Source organism: Paenibacillus sp. JJ1722 (assembly GCF_048282685.1).
Taxonomy (GTDB): domain Bacteria; phylum Bacillota; class Bacilli; order Paenibacillales; family Paenibacillaceae; genus Paenibacillus; species Paenibacillus polymyxa_B.
This window is the reverse complement of the sequence record NZ_CP182500.1, coordinates 1,383,393-1,401,753: the sequence shown is the minus strand read 5'-3', so window position 1 is coordinate 1,401,753 and position 18,361 is coordinate 1,383,393. Positions and strand designations below refer to the sequence as shown.

The following is an 18,361-nucleotide window of genomic DNA, read 5'->3' as shown; positions in this document are numbered from 1 at the left end:
AACAATTGGCGACTTGATTACTGATAACGGATACGCCGGTCGAGCACCGCGTACAGCAAATCGACAATCAGATTAATGATGACGAACAGGAACGCAATGATCAGAATTCCGCTTTGAATAACCGGATAGTCGCGCGAGCTGATCGCTTCAAAAATGTACCGTCCGATGCCAGGCCAGGCAAAAATGGTTTCTGTCAGTACCGCGCCTCCCAGTAGTGAGCCAGTCTGAAGACCGATGACAGTAAGTACGGGGATCGCAGCATTTTTAAGCGCATGTTTGTATACGACTTGAAAAGATGCCAGCCCCTTCGCCCGAGCTGTACGGATATAGTCCGCATCCATAACCTCCAGCATGCTGGAACGGGTAATGCGCGCAATGACCGCCATTGGAATCGTTCCCAGTGCGATACTGGGCAGGATCAAATGCTTGATGACGGTCCACACCTGATCCATACGTCCACCTATGATCGCATCAATCACGGCTAAATGTGTCACAGCTTCCACCGGATCACGAGAATTCATGCGTCCGATGGAAGGAAGCCAATGCAGTTTATTTGCAAAGATCCATTGCTCCATCAAGCCCAGCCAAAAAATCGGCATCGATACTCCGACCAGGGCAATGACCATACTGACATAGTCAAACCAGGAATTTCGCTTCCAGGCACTCACGATGCCGGCGTTCATTCCGACTACTACAGCAAAAAACATGCTTGCTACTGTCAACTCCAGCGTAGCCGCCAGATAAGGAAGCATTTCCCGGGCAATCGGCTGCCTGGTGCGAATGGAATCGCCCAAGTCCCCTTGTGCCAGCTCACCTAAATAGGTCCCATATTGCTGTAACCACGGCTTATCCAGCCCCAATTGCTCACGTAGCGCCTGCTTGGACTGTTCCGTAGCCTTATCTCCCAGTATGGTTTCCGCCGGATCTCCCGGAATGGCATGAATAATGGAAAAAACGATGAGCGTCATGCCCAGTAATACAGGAATCAATATAGCCAGTCTTTTTACAATATATGAGTTCATATCCTATTCACCGCCTGCTTGCGTTTGGGCTATTCAAAATAAATATTTCCGTACGCTTCAATACCTGCCGGAGAAGGTACAAAACCCTTGAGGTTCGCTTTACCTGCCATCAGCGGTGTGCTATGAACCAATGGAATCCACGGCGCATCCTGTTTAATAATCACTTGTGCTTGTTTATACAGTTCCCCACGCTTGTTCTGGTCGACCTCAACCTGAGCCTTCACCAATATTTTATGAAGTTCCTCATTCACATAAAAACTGCGGTTATTGCCTGGAATCGTATCCTTGTCCAGCAATGTATAAAGAAAATTATCCGGGTCACCATTGTCCCCGTTCCATCCCAGCATATACAGATCATCCTTTTCCCCCGCCTTAACATCATCCAGATACGTAGCCCATTCCGGGGATTGGATGTTTACTTTGACGCCTATTTTTTCAAAATCGGCTTGAATGGCCTCTGCCACCTTTTTGCCGTCAGGCATATAAGGACGAGATACGGGCATTGCATAGAAGGTTAACGGCTCGGGAAGCCCGTTAGGAAAGCCCGCTTCCGCTAGCAAAGATTTAGCCTTATCCAGATCATAGGCGTAGTCCTGAATACTATCGTTGTACCCCCATAACGTAGGTGGCATCGGATTGACCGCAGGCTTAGCCTGCCCTGCAAACAATGCATCAATAATGGCCTGCTTGTTCACTGCGTGATTCAGTGCCTGCCGCACCTTGGGATTATTGAAGGTTTTTTTCTTTAAATTAAAGCCAATGTACGCCACATTAAAGGAGGGACGTTCAATTTTCACCAACTCGCTATTACCGTCTAACTGCTTTGCATCATCCGGGTTCAAATCCTCCATCAGGTCAATTTCCCCGTTTTGCAGAGCATTAAATCTCGCGGTATTGTCGGGTATGGAACGAACAATGATCTTAGCCAGCTTCGGCTGCCCCTCTTTCCAATAGTTTGGATTCTTCTCCAGCGTGATGGTATCGTTCCGTTTCCATTCCTTAAATACAAAAGGACCCGTGCCGACCGGATTACTCTTGAAATCAGCCTTTTTCTCCTGAATAGCCTTGGGACTTGAAATACTAAAGGATGGCATAGCGATATTTTGTAAAAACGGCGCCTGCGGCTTGTTTAGTGTAAACTGGACGCTGTTCGCATCTACCGCTTTAACCTCCTTAATCACCCTACTTCCTTCAGGACCGAACATAGAATCATAATAGTCAAACGAGTCACCTTCAAATTTGTATGGACTTTTCGGATCAGCCCAGCGGTCAAAGTTAAACACAACCGCTTCTGCGTTAAAATCACTTCCGTCATGGAATTTTACACCCTGACGCAGCTTGAACGTATAGACCAGTCCATCCGGTGATACTTCCCAGCTCTCTGCAAGCCCCGGTTGGATCTCCGTTGTGTTTTGCTTATATTCCAGCAGTGTGTCGAACACTTGCATTCCGATTTTTAGCGACTCGCTTTCAGTCACAATGGCAGGATCTAGCGCCACGGAATCTCCGCCGCGTCCATAAATGAGTGTGTCCTGCACGCCCTCTCCTGCTCCGCTTGGTGTTTTCCCTGCCTCTGGCTTTGCTCCTTCACCTGATCCCCCACAACCGGAAAGCGCCAAAACAGCTCCTAGCGCAAGCACCAGCAGAACGGTCCAGATTTTGTGTTTTGCATACTTTTTGCTCATGCAGCAAACCCCTTTCACACCTTATATATTGTTAATTCGTTGATACCGGATGAATGCCAATTCCTTTGGATTGACATGACAAGCTTGTCCTCAAGCTGTGGTCCCAAGTTCCGAGTTCATCAAATAGGTGTAGTAGGACAGAAGTTTTCATAATCTAGTGGTGTAAGAGATGCTGTAGGGTAATGAATAGATGTGATGTAATAAATAGAAAGAGGAGTATGTGAGGTCGTGGTGAAAGTGTGATATATACTCACAAACAGTGAATATTATGCTCAAACAAAGTTGATTATTGGATACTTTACTATAAAATCTGGAAGCATACAAGGGGGTTTTTCATACATTACGATATGTTTTTATACATCATGTCAATTAATATTACAAACCAACTTACACGATCATATCAAATAAATACTCCTGCTTGGGGTCTTCAACCTCCAAGCAGGAGCATAATCTTACCTCAAAAATGTATTCAGCACCAAACCTACAGACACGGCTTGGGCTCCTTTTACGATAGAGAAATGATCGCCAGGCACTTTATGCGTGAACATTTCCCCCTTACAATACAATTCCCATCCTTTATATCCTAATTCCCAGGTATGTTCTGAAATAAACAAACATACAGGGGCCTTTACAGCTCGATCGGGCTGGTAGACATGCTGCATTTTCACCCAATGATTCACACTTTTAAAGCGTTCTAGTAATTCACTTCGTCCCAACTCATTAAATTCTGGTAGCAAGGGGAGTACACTGGCTGGAAATGCTCGCTTCCACTGCGAAAAATCCAACGTTTCTTCCATCCTCTCCAGTTCCTGAATATGGTGGTCCCAGTGATCTTCCTTGCCATACTTCAAAGGTGGCAGTGTGTCCAGAATGGCCAAAAGTTCGACACGTTCTTCTTGTTCTTCCAATTGTCGCGTCATTTCGAAAGCAAGCGTTCCCCCCATACTCCACCCCGCAACATAATACGGGCCTGTTTTCTGAATACTTTTCAATTGATTCACATATCGGTGTGCCGCTTCCTTCATCCCGGCTGTTTTATTTTCAGCAAGAATCGAAGCATCCATTTTTATGCCCCAATAATTCCAAGTAGCTGTAAGTCCGTTGACCAATTCCATGTAGCAACTGACATCCAAGCTTCCATCATGGATGAAAAAAAGGTGCTTATCCTGCGCTGTGCCGGGCTTTAAGAGAACAAGCGTGTCTGCTCTGGCTGGAAACACACTTCTTTCCTTTCCCTGCAATGCACTTGCCAGTAGGCGGATAGTAGGAAAAGTAAATAATTTGGTGAGCGGCAGGTCTATCCCTAACTCACGCAAAACTAGTGAAACCAGCTTGGTAGCCTTGAGCGAGCTTCCTCCCAGGGTGAAAAAATTGTCCGTTACACCAATGCGTTCCGTCGGCAGGTTCGTGGGCAGAACCATCGACCAGATGCGAACCAGCTCCTGTTCCAGTTCATTGCAAGGAGGGACATATTCATTCTCCCGCAGTGCTTCAAGATCAGGCTCTGGCAACGCGTTCCGATCAACTTTGCCATTCACATTCAGTGGCAAACGCGGAAGTCGGATCAGACAGGCAGGAATCATATAATCCGGCAAATATGTAGCCAGCTCCAGCCGGACTTCTGCCTGTGACATTTCAACGTCGGAAACAAAGTAAGCACAGAGGTATTTGATCCCGTCGCTGTGCTGACGAACAAGCACGACTGCTTCCTGAATCCCCTCTATATGTGCAAGCCGTGCCTCAACTTCGCCGGTTTCAATACGAAAGCCCCGAATTTTGACCTGGTGATCCATGCGACCCAAAAATTCAAGCGTTCCGTCAGCCAGCCATCGGGCACAATCTCCAGAACGGTACATACGCTCTTCTGGGAGCCAGGGATGAGAAACAAATTGGGCTGCCGTTAATTCCTCCCGAGCCAAATAGCCACGCGCCAATCCTTCACCTCCAATGCACAGCTCACCCGGTACTCCAATGGGCTGAAGTTGATTGGACGCGCTCAGGATATAGACCTGTGTATTGGCGACAGGCTTGCCAATCGGCACGTTATGGTCATAGTCCTCCTGAATCGTATGGAACGACGTAAAAATAGTATTCTCCGAAGGACCGTAGGCATTGACAATCGTTAAATCCGGCTGGGCGGCGCGAAGGAGCTTCATATGCTGCGGAGACAAGGCGTCTCCCCCGGTCATGATCAATCGAAGTCCAGTAAAGATGGAAGGTTTCTCATCAATCAGCTGATTTAGCAAAGGAGCCGTGAACCATGCCATCGTGATTCCATACTGTGCCATCCTCTTGCCGAGTATGTCGGCAGATAAAAGCTCTTCTTTTTCAATGAGATACAAGGTTGCCCCGCTCAGCAGTGTTCCCCACAGTTCAAAAACCGACACATCAAAGGCCAGGGAACACGTCTGCAATATTCGATCCTCTTGCGTAATAGCCAACGGCCCTGGCTCTAACACTAGGCGAGCAAAGGATTGATGCTCAATCATTACACCCTTTGGTTGTCCTGTAGACCCTGAAGTATAAATGATGTACATCACATTGTGCGCCTGATTGCTGTCCTCCAGATTACGGGGTTCTCCCGTATAGAGACTCGGGTCTGTGAGCAGTAACATGTCCACCCCAGGAAAGCGTCTGGTGCTGGCAGTCGGTAGAAGGCATATTTTCGCCTGACTATCCTGTAATAGATATTGAATCCGTTCATCTGGGGAGAGCGGATCAATCGGTAAATAAGCGGCCCCGGCCTTCAAAATAGCTAAAATACCAACAATCATCTCCAACGCAGGCGTAGCTAAAATACCGACGACATCTTCTGCCTGAACTCCCTTTTGCCGTAAAACCCGCGCCAATTGATTGGCACGTTCATTTAATTCATCATACGTTAGTTGCTTTTCTTTCCACCTCACGGCTGGATGGTCAGGCGTCCGTATCACTTGCTGTTCGAACAGTCGATGGATGGTTACCCCATGCGAATTTTTTTCGTATGCATTTTTGCTGTGGGTCTGATTAAAAGTATGAAGTAAAACGGTGCGCTCTTCTTCTGTAACCATATCAATGTCTTCAATCCGAATATCGGGTTGTTCGCCAATGATTTCGACAATTCTGGCAAAATGTCGTAGCATCCGGCGGGCGCTTTCCTCCGTAAACAACGCTTTGCGATATTCCAGTTCCAGCCCGATACCCTCCTGCATTTCGTATGCATACAAGGTGATATCAAATTTAGCGATTTTATGTTCAAAAGTATAAGGAGAAAACGTGACCTCTGTTGCCTGCACGACAGGCTGCGGTACATTTTCCAATACAAAGCAAGCATCAAATAAAGGATTACGACCACTGATTCGTTCAGGATTGACCTGCTCCACCAGCATATCAAAGGGGTAGTCCTGATGCTCAAACGCAGCAAAAGTTCGGTCTGCCACTTCTTCCAGAAAATCAGAGAACCGCTTGGTTCTCTGCGGTTTCTGACGCAAGGCGAGCGTGTTCACGAACATGCCCACAATCCCTTCAAACTCGGAATGAGTCCTTCCGGCGACAGGTGTTCCGATGACCAGATCCTCCTGTCCGGCATATTTGGACAGAAGGATGCTGTACGCGGCGAGTAGAACCATATACAACGTAACATTGTGCTGCAAGCATAATGCACGCAAGGAGTGAGCCGTGTTAGCTTCAATCGAGTACGATACGATCCCACCGCTGTAATCAGACCTTAAGCCTTTTTCATCCGTAGGCAACGACAGCAGAGGAACATCCTCTGTAAATTGGTTCAGCCAAAATTCACCCTGTTTCTGAATATGAATATCGCTTAATTGATCGTTTTGCCAGATCGTATAATCGACATACTGAAACTCTAATGGAGCAAGCTCCTGTCCCTGATATAGAGCCATCAGCTCTTCAAATATAATGTTGATGGTTACCGCATCCGCGATGATATGGTGGATATCAAACAGGAACAGAATCTCCCCATCAACCAAAGGTACAAGCTCAGCCCGCCATAGAGGGGCCTCGTTCAGATTGAACGGACGGATAAACTCGTTAACAAGCTTATCCGTACTCTGATCCGAAAGTTCTCTATAGGGAATCGATACATCGATGGATTCATGGACGAGTTGTAAAACCTCGCCGTCCTTTTGAATAAAGGACGTTCGCAAGCCCTCATGACGTTCTGTCAGCCTACACCATGCTCTGTACAGCCGCTCTGGCTCCAGCGCTCCTTTGATGATTCGAATGCTGGGCATGTTATAGATGATGTTAGGTCCGAGAAGATCATGAATCAGATATAGCCGTTTTTGCGCCGAAGATGTTTCATATCCTTCATAATGCATGATGCTAAATCTCCCTCCGTCGGCGTTCTTTTTTCTCTACTTTTACTGATGACAGTGCATGCTGCTGAACTGGGATGACTTCTCTCATAAGCTTTCCATCGCCCCGAAGTATGTTGCTAATCTCGGTTTCCTCTGTTCTGAAAAACTCAATGGCAAACGGAACAGATTCATGAATAAGCTGAACAATCTCGCCGTTGATCACATCAAATGTGGTCCTAAAAGCGTCGTGACGCTGAATAAGCGCTTGGAAGGCTCCCTCAAGTCTGGCCAGGTCCAGTTCTCCTTCCAGCATCATGGCGCCCGGTAGATTATAGCTTAGATCCTCTGGATTCAGCTCGTGCATCATAAAAAGACGCATTTGAGCAGACGAGGCCGGATAATGGGCGCTTGGAGTCGCAGCAGGGATCAAGGAACGGACTGTCGCTTCATCCTCGTGATGACACTCAACTCTTCTGGAGCTTATGTGATCTGAAAGTTGTCGAATAGTCGGAGCTGCAAAAAGTTCCTTTAAAGTAATCTCGATGGCCAACATTTGACGCACACGCAAAATGAACTGGTAAGCGAGCAACGAATCTCCGCCAAACTCAAAGAAATGATCATCTATACCTACTGCGCCTGTTTTGAAAATGTCCGCCCACAACAGGAGCAGTTGCTGTTCCATTTCGTTGCGGGGCGGTGTATGTTCTTTGCCGGAAGGCAACTCTACCCCCAAGGTATTTAACGCCTTACGGTCCAGCTTTCCGCTTGAACCTAGAGGCATCGTCTCCACCTTCACAAAACGTAAAGGAATCATATATTCCGGTAATCGTTCCAGCAAAAATGCCCGCAGTTCTCGAACTGTACAGTCGGTTTGCACAACCAGATAAGCACACAAATACTTGTTGCCCTGCTCATCTGTCAAATCAAGTACAGCCGCCTGCTGTATGTCGTTATTTTGCAAGAGGGCTGTTTCAATTTCACCTATCTCAATTCGGTAGCCCCCGATTTTCACCATTTGATCCAACCGTCCCAAGTAAACAATCTCGCCGCTAGGCAACATCCGGGCAAGATCGCCTGTCCGATAGATTCGCTCACCTGGTACAAAAGGATTGGGGATAAAACGCTCTGCCGTAAGTCCATCCAGATGTACATACCCGCGTGCCAGATGGCACCCTCCCAGACAAAGCTCTCCTACCTGCCCCAAACCAACCAACGCCAGCTCCTGATTTAAAATATACGCCCGGGTGTTGCCCACAGGCCGTCCGATCGGAATCGGACCTTCGGAAGATACAGACGTACACGTATAGGCTGTTGCAAACACACTGGCTTCAGTAGGCCCATACAGATTAAGTAATCTCGCTTCCGGGAACTTCAGATTAAAACTTCGCACCTGCTCCTGGCCTATCTGTTCGCCACCCGACATGACCCAACGCAAAGTGGCTGCTTGGATCGTATCCTCGACTGAAAGCTCTGACAAAAACATTTGCAGCACGGTAGGAATGAAGAAAGCCACTGTAACCTGATGCCTGTGAATGGTATCCAGCATTTGACGGGTATCCGTTTCTGCACCTGCCTCCAATAACACCAATCGTCCTCCGCCCATGAACCAGCTGAAAAGCTCGACGATGGAACCATCAAAGGTATAGGATGCTTTTTGCAGCACCGTATCCTGCTCCCTTAAACCAAGCTGTTGTGCCAGCCATACCACTCGCGCACTAAAGGCGTGATGCTCCACCATCACCCCTTTGGGCTGCCCGGTTGAGCCGGAGGTGAAGATGACATAAGCCAGATGATCAGGCTGGATGACAAGCTCTGGATTGTCTCGTTCTTGCTGATCCTGACACAGTAAGTCGACGTCGATGACCTGCTGGATTTCTTCATCTATCCAGTTGGCGTGGCATTGCTGATGGGTCAGAATCCATTCGGCCCCAGCGTCTGCCAGGATGTAGCGAATCCGTTCCTTTGGATCGGCTGGATGAATGGGGAGGTACGCCGCCCCTGCTTTTAACACACCCAATAAAGCAACAATCATTTCCGGTGAGCGCTCCATGACAATAGCTACTACTTGCTCTGGCCGGGTACCGGAGTCCAGTAGGCTATGTGCGACCAGATTCGCCCTTCGATTTACTTCTCCGTAGCTGATCTCCTGTTGACCGGAAATGAGAGCGATCTGCTCAGGGTTACGGCTTGCTTGATCCTCGAAATATTGATGTAACAGCTTTACGGACCCCGGGTCCATATCTGTTTGATTGAAATCATGGACGAGTGTCTTCCATTCCGCCTCGTTCACCGATTCCGAAGCTGCTATAGCAAGCTCACTCACCCAGTCCTCTTCCTTATGGACGCTTGCTGACTCAGGTACTTCCTCTCTGTCCCGCTGATTCGGGTCAACTGCCACCTTTTCTATCCGAAGCTCTCCAATCTTTTGCTGTGGATTGACAAGGACAGTGTGTAAGATTTGAAGGAATTCCCGGCTCAAGCGTTCCACCGTCTCCCCGGTAAAGAGATCTACATCGTATTGAAAAATACATTCGATATGCTCGTCGGTCATGGCTGCGGTAAATGTTAAATCGAATTGTGCTCCTGTATACTCCGCTTCATCACATGGAGTCAGTTTCAGGCCGGGTAATTCTACGATGGTACGGGAAGATTCGTTCAATAATGCAAACATGGTATCGAACAGCGGATTGCGGCTTGTTTTGCCAGCCAAATTCAACTTCTCAACCAGTTGCTCAAATGGATAGTCCTGATGCTCAAAAGCCTGGAGAGAGCGTTCCTTTACCTGCATTAAAAATTCGTGCACTGTCATGTCCTTCTTCGGCGTGTTGCGAAGGGCCAACGTATTGACGAACATGCCGACAAGAGGACTCAGGCTCGCATGAGTTCTGCCGGATACCGGAATGCCGACGATAATATCTTCCTGCCCACTGGCTTTGGCCAGCAATAGGTTATAGGCCGCCAGTAGAACCATAAATACCGTGACATTTTGTTGCAGGGCAAAGCGTTTTAACTTCCACGTCCATTCCTGATCCAGCTCAAAATGAACGGCTTGCCCTTCACCTCTTCTCACATCGGGACGTGCATAATCCGTAGGCAATTCCAGCTCTGTAATTTCCCCTTGAAAAAGCTCCAGCCAAAACTGCTCCTGCTGACGGAATTCCACACTGTTCAAAAACTCACGCTGCCACACGGCATAGTCTTTATACTGGATCGTCAATTCCGGTAAGCTCATGCCCCCGTATAAACGAGCAAATTCCTCGACGATTATCTCCTGGGAAAGACCGTCCGTAATAATATGATGCATATCAATGAACAGCAAATGACGGTTGGCAGGCTGATGAATAACCTGAACGCGGAACAATGGCTTTTGCCGGAGATTAAAGGGCTTGATTAATCCGTCCTGTTCCACTAATATTCCACGTTCACGGCCCGATTGAATTTCTTCTATCCAGGTCGCTAACCCTTGAACCGTACCTGCCCGGAAGAAATCGCGCAGTGTCAGATTTACATTCCATTCCTTGTTAATAAGGTAGACCAGCTTGGTTGCCAGCAAGGATTGACCGCCCAGCAGGAAGAAGTCATCCTGTGTGCCAATCTGCTCCCGGTGCAGGATTTCCGACCAAAGCTCAACCAAGCGCTCTTCCAGGGGTGAAGCTGGATGTACATAGGCCGTACCGACCTTGATACTTTCATTAACCTGCGGTAAAGCATGACGGTCGATTTTTCCGTGATGTGTTAACGGGATCTCATCGACTCGAACAAAGTAAGACGGAATCATATATTCAGGCAAGGTTACCGACAGATGGGTCTTCAGTTCTGCCACCGACAATTCCTGATCTGTAACGATATAGGCGCATAGCTCATGCATACCAGGCTGGACTTCCTGAACCAACACCACTCCATCCTGTATACGCGGGTGCTGGAGCAACGATTTTTCAACCTCGCCCGGCTCAATGCGGTAACCCCGCACTTTAACCTGCTGATCGACTCTTCCTAAAAATTGAATTTGCCCATCTTCAAGATATCTGCCCAGATCACCTGTTTTGTACATCCGCTCGCCCGGTATCCACGGATTTGCTACAAACTGCTGCTGCGTCAGTTCGGGGCGGTTCATATAGCCGCGTGCAACACCCCAGCCTGAAATGCATATTTCACCGGGTACCCCGATAGGCATAACATCCGTACCCCTGCGATTCATGATGTATACCTCAGCATTGGCTACAGGCCGTCCGACAGGCAATGGATGGACAGCTGGAATATCCGGCACACAATAATAGGTAGCACAGACAGTCGCTTCTGTCGGTCCGTACGTATTGTAGACCTTTGCGGAACGCAACAACTGGGTGACATATTCGCTTTTCAGCACATCCCCCCCGCTAATGTAAGTGCGAATATGCGGGAAAGGGGGCAGTTGATTTAGCTCATTTAAAATAAACGGCGAGGCGCTGACCACGGTCACTTGCTGCTGGCGAATGAATTGGTTCAGCAATTGGATGTCCTTCAGTTCATCCCGTGAAACCATAGCCAGCGTTCCCCCTGCTGCCAATGTAGGGTATATTTCCTCCACGGATGCATCAAAGGTAATGGCTGCCTGCTGGAGCACTACGTCCTCAGCCGTTAAGTGGAATTTATGCTGGAAAGCCGTGATGTAATTCGTTACATTTCTATGCTCAACCATGACTCCTTTGGGCTTACCGGATGATCCTGACGTGTACAAAATATAAGCCAAATGGTGAGATGCCAGAGACTCCTTGCCTGCAAATGCAAAAGCTAGATTATCAGCATCTACGCTGTACAAGGCCGGATCACTTACATCCATGACAGATCCTGTAAAGCGCAGCGTGTCGATGCTGGCGGTACCCGTAGAAGTTAGGAGCAGAGACACGCCGCTGTCCTCCAGCATGTAGGCCACCCGCTCCGTCGGATGTTCCGGGTCCATAGGGACATAGGCTGCTCCTACTTTGAGTACGGCAAGCATGCTGGTCAGCATATCCAGCGAACGGGGAACCAGGATACCGACAGCTTGGTCCGGTACCAAATGATAAGTTAGCAAGTGCCGGGCAAGCTGATTAGCTCTGATATTCAATTGGCTGTAAGTCAGCGAATGCTCTCCGTAGACGGCAGCAATCCGCTCAGGATGCTGTTCGGCCTGTTCTTCAAACCACTGGTGAACCAGCTTTTCCTGTGGGTAATTCACCCGGGTTTCATTCCACTCGTACAGGGTTCGCTGCTGTTCTTCCGCCTGATTCATGGAAATGAGGCCAATCGGCCGCAAAGCATCAGCACAAACTTCTTGTAAAAGATTCTTGTAATAGCTCGCAAGCCGACGTATGGTCTCTCCCTTGAACAGTTGGGTCGCATACTCAAAGTGAAAACGCAGCTTGCCTTCATTTTCAACCCATATGACTGTCAGATCGACTTGTACAGCCTCCATCTTAGCTTCCAACGGAGTAAAGCGAAGCCCGTTGATGCTCATCGGCTCCCCCCGAAAGTTCTGGGAAATAAACTGAACATCAAAAAGTGGGTTCCGGCTTCGGTCTCTCGGTACGTCAAGCTGATTCAGCAGCATTTCAAAGGGATAATCCTCATGCTTATAGGCTTCAAGCGCGTGCTTCTTAACCTCCTGCAAATATGCTGCGAAAGGCTTATCTTCAGCTGGCGCAGTTCGCAGGGCCAGCGTATTGATGAACAGCCCAATCATGTGCTGGACCTCTTCCGACTGGCGACCTGCGCTTGGAATGCCAATAATGATATCTTCCTGATTCGCATATTTGGCCAATAAAGTACTATAGACAGCGTACAGAAGCATAAAGAGCGTAACCCCATGCTGTACCGCTGTTTTTTTAGCCAAAGCTGTTAATTCCTCACTCAGATCAAATGTATAGACATCCCCGGCATTGCTCATTTGCGCTGCCCGCGGCTCATCTGTAGGCAAATCAAGTACAGGCAGCGTCCCCTTAAATACGTCCAGCCAGTATGCCTCCTGCTTTTTCATTTCGGCACTGTCCAAACGCTGATTTTGCCACAATGTAAAATCGGTATATTGCATAGGCAGTTGCGGTAGATCCTGTCCAGAATAGCCCTGTATCATTTCACTTAATAAAATACCAATCGAGGCTCCATCGGCTGCAATATGGTCAACATCGCACAGAAAGAGGTGGGAATCGTCCTTCAGCCGGATCAGCTTCGCCTTTAACAGCGGCGCACGATTCAGGTCAAAGGGACGGATAAATTCATCCACATACGCTTCCAGCTCGCGCCCGTCCCCTTCGCTATATTCCAGCGAAAAATCTACCTCCGGGTACACTCTCTGTACCAGTTCGTTATCCCGCAACTCAAAAGCGGTGCGCAGCGAGCTATGACGACGAATTACCGCATATATGGCTTTCTCCAACCGATGATGATCCAGATTACCAGTGATGGTCATCGCACTGCATAGATTGTTCAAGGTGCTATATCCTGCCATTTGACGCATCATATAAAATCGACGCTGCGTCGAGGAAGCTGGGTACACCTCACGTTGTTCCACCGGATGAATGATCAGATTTTTGTCAGCTGATTGGGGTGCAGGCAGCTCCGTTTCCGTCAGAAGAGGTTGCTTCGCTTCTCCATCCGTATACAGGGCTAATTCGCTGACCGTCATATAGTTGAAGATATCGCTCATATCTACTTTTTTGGACAAGCTTTGATTCATCTGCCCCACCATTTTACTAGCAATCAGGGAGTCTCCTCCCAGCTCATAAAAGCTGTCATAGATGTTCAGCTCATCAAGCCCCAACACTTCCGCCCATATGCTTGCGATCACCTTTTCAGATGAGCTATATTGTTCTGTTGCCCGACCACGCAACTGCACAGGACGGCGCACGGCAGCAGATGACGTGACCGCATGGTCATGCAGAAGCCGACGATGACGGTCCAGAATAGCCCGCATTTCATGAGAAAATCCGAAAGGAATGGCAGCGGAATCCAGCGCGGCCACCTGAGCGTAATTCAAGCCACCCACAATGACACGCGGAACGGGATGAAGCAATAATTGTTCAAGAGCGGCCAGTCCCTCTTGTGTGGATAGAGCCTGAAATAAGCTCTCTTGGAAATCAACCTTATGCTCAAAAGCCATCCCAACTTCCTGCCAAGGAGCCCAGTTGATGGCAAGCGTACGTCGGCCGGAGTGATTCCGCCACTCGGCAAAGGCATCCAGATAGGCGTTGGCTGCCGTGTAGTCGCTTTGGCCTGGTCCACCCATCAGTGAAGTCACAGATGAAAAAAGAATAAAAAAGTCCAGTGTATCCGCAGTGGTGATTCGGTCAAGCACATGTGTGCCTATTACCTTCGGAGCCAGTACCTCGGTAAAGCGGTCCTGGCTCTTGAGAGCCATAAAACCGTCTCCAGCCACACCCGCAGCATGGATGATACCGTGAATAGCCCCATACTTGTGGCGAAGTTCATTCAAGGCTTGCTTCATAGCGGTCTCGTCAGCTACATCGACAGCATAATATTCTACCTGCGCTCCCTGCTGCTCCAATTCCAGTAAGGCGGTAACCGTATTCTGCATCCTTGTATTCATGTCTGGATTTGAGTTCTGTCTTATGTTTTTTGGGCTCCCGTTGGAATCGGCGTTTGCAATGGCCTCCCATTGCTCCTTGGGTGGCAAAGGCTTGCGACCTATCAATCCCAGTGTGACCTGACCTTTAGAAGCAAGCCATTTACCGATTGCCAATCCCAGCCCGCCAGTACCACCAGTTATGACATAGGTTCCCTGCGGTCTGATCGTAATCGGGTCAACTTCGCTTTCCGTCAGATCCACAGGTTCAATCTGCTCTACATAACGTTCGCCGTTACGCCAAGCGACCAGAAATGTATCATCATCGTGCCGTAGGGAATGAATGAGTTCTGAAGGCTGGGTGCTTGTATCTATATCGAGGCAACGGCAGCTCAGATCAGGGTATTCCTGACCGATGACACGGGCCAGCCCAAACAAGCCCGCATGTTCTGGTTTTAATTCATTTTCCAATTCATTCACTTTATAAGCCTGCTCAGCGATCACCGTCAGTTCCTTAACAGCTGACTTGGTCTCTGCGATTGCCTTAGCCAGATGAAATAGCTGAACCATAGACTGCCCGTTCCAGAGGTATATCAGTTTCTTAGCATTCTGACATCGCATCTCTGTTAACAAGCGTCTATGATCTTCCTCGGAACCCGTAGAGAAGTAAGCATGGTCTGACATTTTAGTAAAGGTGACTCCCCGCTTCACTTCAACCACATCATACCCTTCGTGCGCTAACAATCCACGCAGCGTTACACCGATCGGACGGTTATCTGTGAATAATAAAACTGTTTCCAGCGGTGTGGATAACACTGAATCATTTGCGGTCCGGGTTACTGTATCTTCTTCATATTCGGAGGGTGCTTGTTCTTGCTTTTTCCATACAATCTGATGATATTTATGATGTTCTGTATAGCGGGTTCGTTTAAGATCCGCCTCGTGTACACGTTTGACTGCATAATCTTCAATTTCTACCAGTACCTGACCTTCGGCACCCAGAATGAGCACATCTACCGTTAAAATTTCTCCACTTTCCCTGACCTTGCTTTTTTTGCGCAGATAGCTGTAGCAAAGCCGTGGAAGGGAGTCGTAAATGCGCAGCTTGTGATATGAAAATGGCAGGAACAGGCCATTTCCTAAACTCTGGCTTGCTACCCCGACGGCCACATCCAACAAAGCGGGATGCAGCACGTATTGACTTACATCCATTTGATAGGCTGCGGGCAGCTCCAGCTTAGCCAACACTTGATCTGTTCCAATTGCAATCGTCCGTAGCGTCTCCCACCGCGGCCCGAATGAAAATGCAGCAGCAGCTTCGGCATGATTCTCACCGACTACTACTTCCTGATCGTTGCACTCAGTCCGAATATCGCCCAGACTCATAACAGGATGGGCTGCCTTTACAAATACCGCGCGCCCCTGTGCATGCCTTACCCAATTCTGCTCCCACGGCTGAACTGAGGGTCCCGTCCGGCTTAATACCTTAAACGAAAACGTCTCACCCTCCCGTTGCAAAACGGTGTGTACTTCTCTTTCTTCCTCTGCATCCACGATGAGCGGAGAAATAAACTGGATATCATATAGCTCCAGCACCTTGCCTGGACGCTTGTATTTTTCCAACCCTGCCCTAACCATTTCCAGATAAGTGGTTCCTGGTACAATACAGTTTTCCATAATCTTATGCTCGCTTAGTACCCAATGACGCCCAACAGAGAAACGGGTCAGGTAAATATCCTGATCCTCGGTTTCTGCCAAACAATAGTCCAAAAGCGGATGTGTCTTTTCCATCTCTGTGAAATCTCGAACTTGGGAAGCCTGAGAAACGACTTCTGCCTTCTCCTCTACCTCCACCCAGCATCGCTTAGGCTCAAAAGGATAGGTGGGAAGGCTTCGTCTGCGGCACGCTTTGCCTTCATACAAGCTCTCCCATTCCACATCTGCTCCCTCAACATACATACGGCACAGAGAATCCAGCGTATCGAACTCGAATGAAGACTGGGTCAGTTTCTCTTTGGCTGATGCTGTCAGTCTTCTGGATTCCTCCAGCGTAAGCTCCCCTGCTTCTTTTTCCTTCTGCGCAGATACAACCTTATGACATCCAAAATACACACCCGGTATGAACTCTTCTTGTTTCGCTTGTCCGCTGAAGCCTGAGGTCTGAATTTGAGTCAGCTTTGCTCCTAGATCATCCCAATCCCGGCACAAAATCGCTAGACGAAAGCCGTACTGCCCTCGTCCGGTATTGGCGGTATAACAAAGATCGCGTAACGGATAGGTTTTGGGTTCCATGACATATTGCTGATATTGCTTCACATAGGCTGCAAGCACTGTTTCATTTTTAGCAGATAACGTAAAAAGCTGAACCGTTTCCGGTGTTTCCTGCTCCAACTGGCCACCATCCTGCATTTCAGCCCACACCGGGGCCTCTTCCAGAACGACATGGCAGTTCGTACCGCTGAGCCCGAAGGAACTGACTCCGCAGCGTCGCGGAAAATCCTCCTTGGGCCAAGGCTGCAGCTTGTCATTCACATATACAGGCGAATCAATAAAGCTAATATCCGGGTTTGGGCAGGTAAAATGTAGGCTCGCCGGAATTTCTGCATGCTCCAAAGCGAGCACTGCCTTTAAAAAGCCCGTGATTCCCGCACTGTTATCCAGGTGACCTACATTGGTTTTGACCGAGCCTATGGCACAAAATTGATTCCGGTCGGTATACTGCCGAAAGGCTCTCCGTATACCATCAATCTCCACTGGATCACCCAGCTTGGTGCCTGTCCCATGAGCTTCAATATATGTAATGGTATCCGGGTCAATCCCAGCATCCTTCCAGGCCCGTACAATGACATCCTCTCCTGCCAGCGAATTGGGAGCCGTAATCCCGGCTGAAGTCCCGTCATTGTTCACAGCACTGCCTTTAATGACAGCATAAATATGGTCCTGATCCTGAATGGCCCGCTTCAAGGGTTTGAGCAGAACAGCGGCTACACCTTCTCCTCCGCCTGTGCCATCTGAAACGCTATCGAACGTTCTCGTCCGGTCATCCGAGGAGCCTACACCCAGCCCCCCGCCCTTTCCCTCTTTTATAGGTACGAGTGTGACCTTTACCCCGCCGGCAATCGCCGTATCGCAATCGCCGTGCCGCAAATCCCGGCAGGCCAGGTGAATGGCCACCAAAGATGAAGAACATGCGGTATCCACCAACAGACTGGGCCCTTTTAAATCCAGCAGATAGGCGATCCGACTGGCAATCATGGAATGAATATTACCTGGAATCGCCGAAGAAGCTGATGAAGGAGCCATTTCTGCTATAAACCGCTTGTACTCCTCACCAAAATCACTGCTGTAGCCGACATAGACTCCTGTCCGACTACCGGAAAGCTTTTTACCACCGTACCCCGCATCTTCAACTGCCGCCCAGGCAGACTCCAAAAACAGTCGCTGGTTTGGGTCCATCAATCGCGCTTCAGCCGGAGAAAGTTGAAAAAAGGGATAGTCGAACTTATCAATTTCTTCTAGAAATCCACCTTCATTTAATGCCGTTTGTTCATTCAACAGCCCGGCTTGGAAGAGGCTCTCCAGCTCCCTTTTTCGTCGGGCAGGAAAAGGGCGTATAGCGTCCTGCCCCGCCCGCAGAAGATCCCAAAACTGAGCCGCATTTTCACTTTCGGCAATTTCACAGCTAATCCCGATGACTGCAATATCCGAATCTCGCAGCTCATTAACCGCGATCGGACCCGCGTCCTGAAAATCCTGTTCATTGAATTGAAGAGCCGCCAGATTGAATCCTGTTTTTGTCATCATCGTACTCCC

The 18,361-nt window shown here is 48.7% G+C and carries 4 protein-coding genes; all 4 read right to left on the bottom strand.

What is annotated here, in order from left to right; genetic code table 11:
• Window positions 1-17 precede the first annotated feature (17 nt).
• On the bottom strand, window positions 18-1,022 hold the full coding sequence (locus ACM1ND_RS06165; RefSeq protein WP_023987406.1) for an ABC transporter permease: 1,005 nt from the start codon (window positions 1,020-1,022) through the stop codon (window positions 18-20).
• Between the two features lie 29 nt (window positions 1,023-1,051).
• Window positions 1,052-2,707: an ABC transporter substrate-binding protein gene (locus tag ACM1ND_RS06160; RefSeq protein ID WP_023987405.1), complete on the bottom strand. Its 1,656-nt coding sequence runs from the start codon at window positions 2,705-2,707 to the stop codon at window positions 1,052-1,054.
• A gap of 452 nt (window positions 2,708-3,159) precedes the next feature.
• Window positions 3,160-7,029: a non-ribosomal peptide synthetase gene (locus ACM1ND_RS06155; protein WP_418027293.1), complete on the bottom strand. Its 3,870-nt coding sequence runs from the start codon at window positions 7,027-7,029 to the stop codon at window positions 3,160-3,162.
• A gap of 4 nt (window positions 7,030-7,033) precedes the next feature.
• Window positions 7,034-18,352, bottom strand: coding sequence for an amino acid adenylation domain-containing protein (locus ACM1ND_RS06150; RefSeq protein WP_418027291.1), 11,319 nt, complete (start codon window positions 18,350-18,352; stop codon window positions 7,034-7,036).
• Between the last annotated feature and the right edge of the window lie 9 nt (window positions 18,353-18,361).

Bases quoted from the DNA above. Each gene is read 5' to 3' on its own strand.
- ACM1ND_RS06165 (WP_023987406.1), bottom strand. From the start codon at position 1,022: ATGAACTCATATATTGTAAAAAGACTGGCTATATTGATTCCTGTATTA.
- ACM1ND_RS06160 (WP_023987405.1), bottom strand. From the start codon at position 2,707: ATGAGCAAAAAGTATGCAAAACACAAAATCTGGACCGTTCTGCTGGTG.
- ACM1ND_RS06155 (WP_418027293.1), bottom strand. From the start codon at position 7,029: ATGCATTATGAAGGATATGAAACATCTTCGGCGCAAAAACGGCTATAT.
- ACM1ND_RS06150 (WP_418027291.1), bottom strand. From the start codon at position 18,352: ATGATGACAAAAACAGGATTCAATCTGGCGGCTCTTCAATTCAATGAA.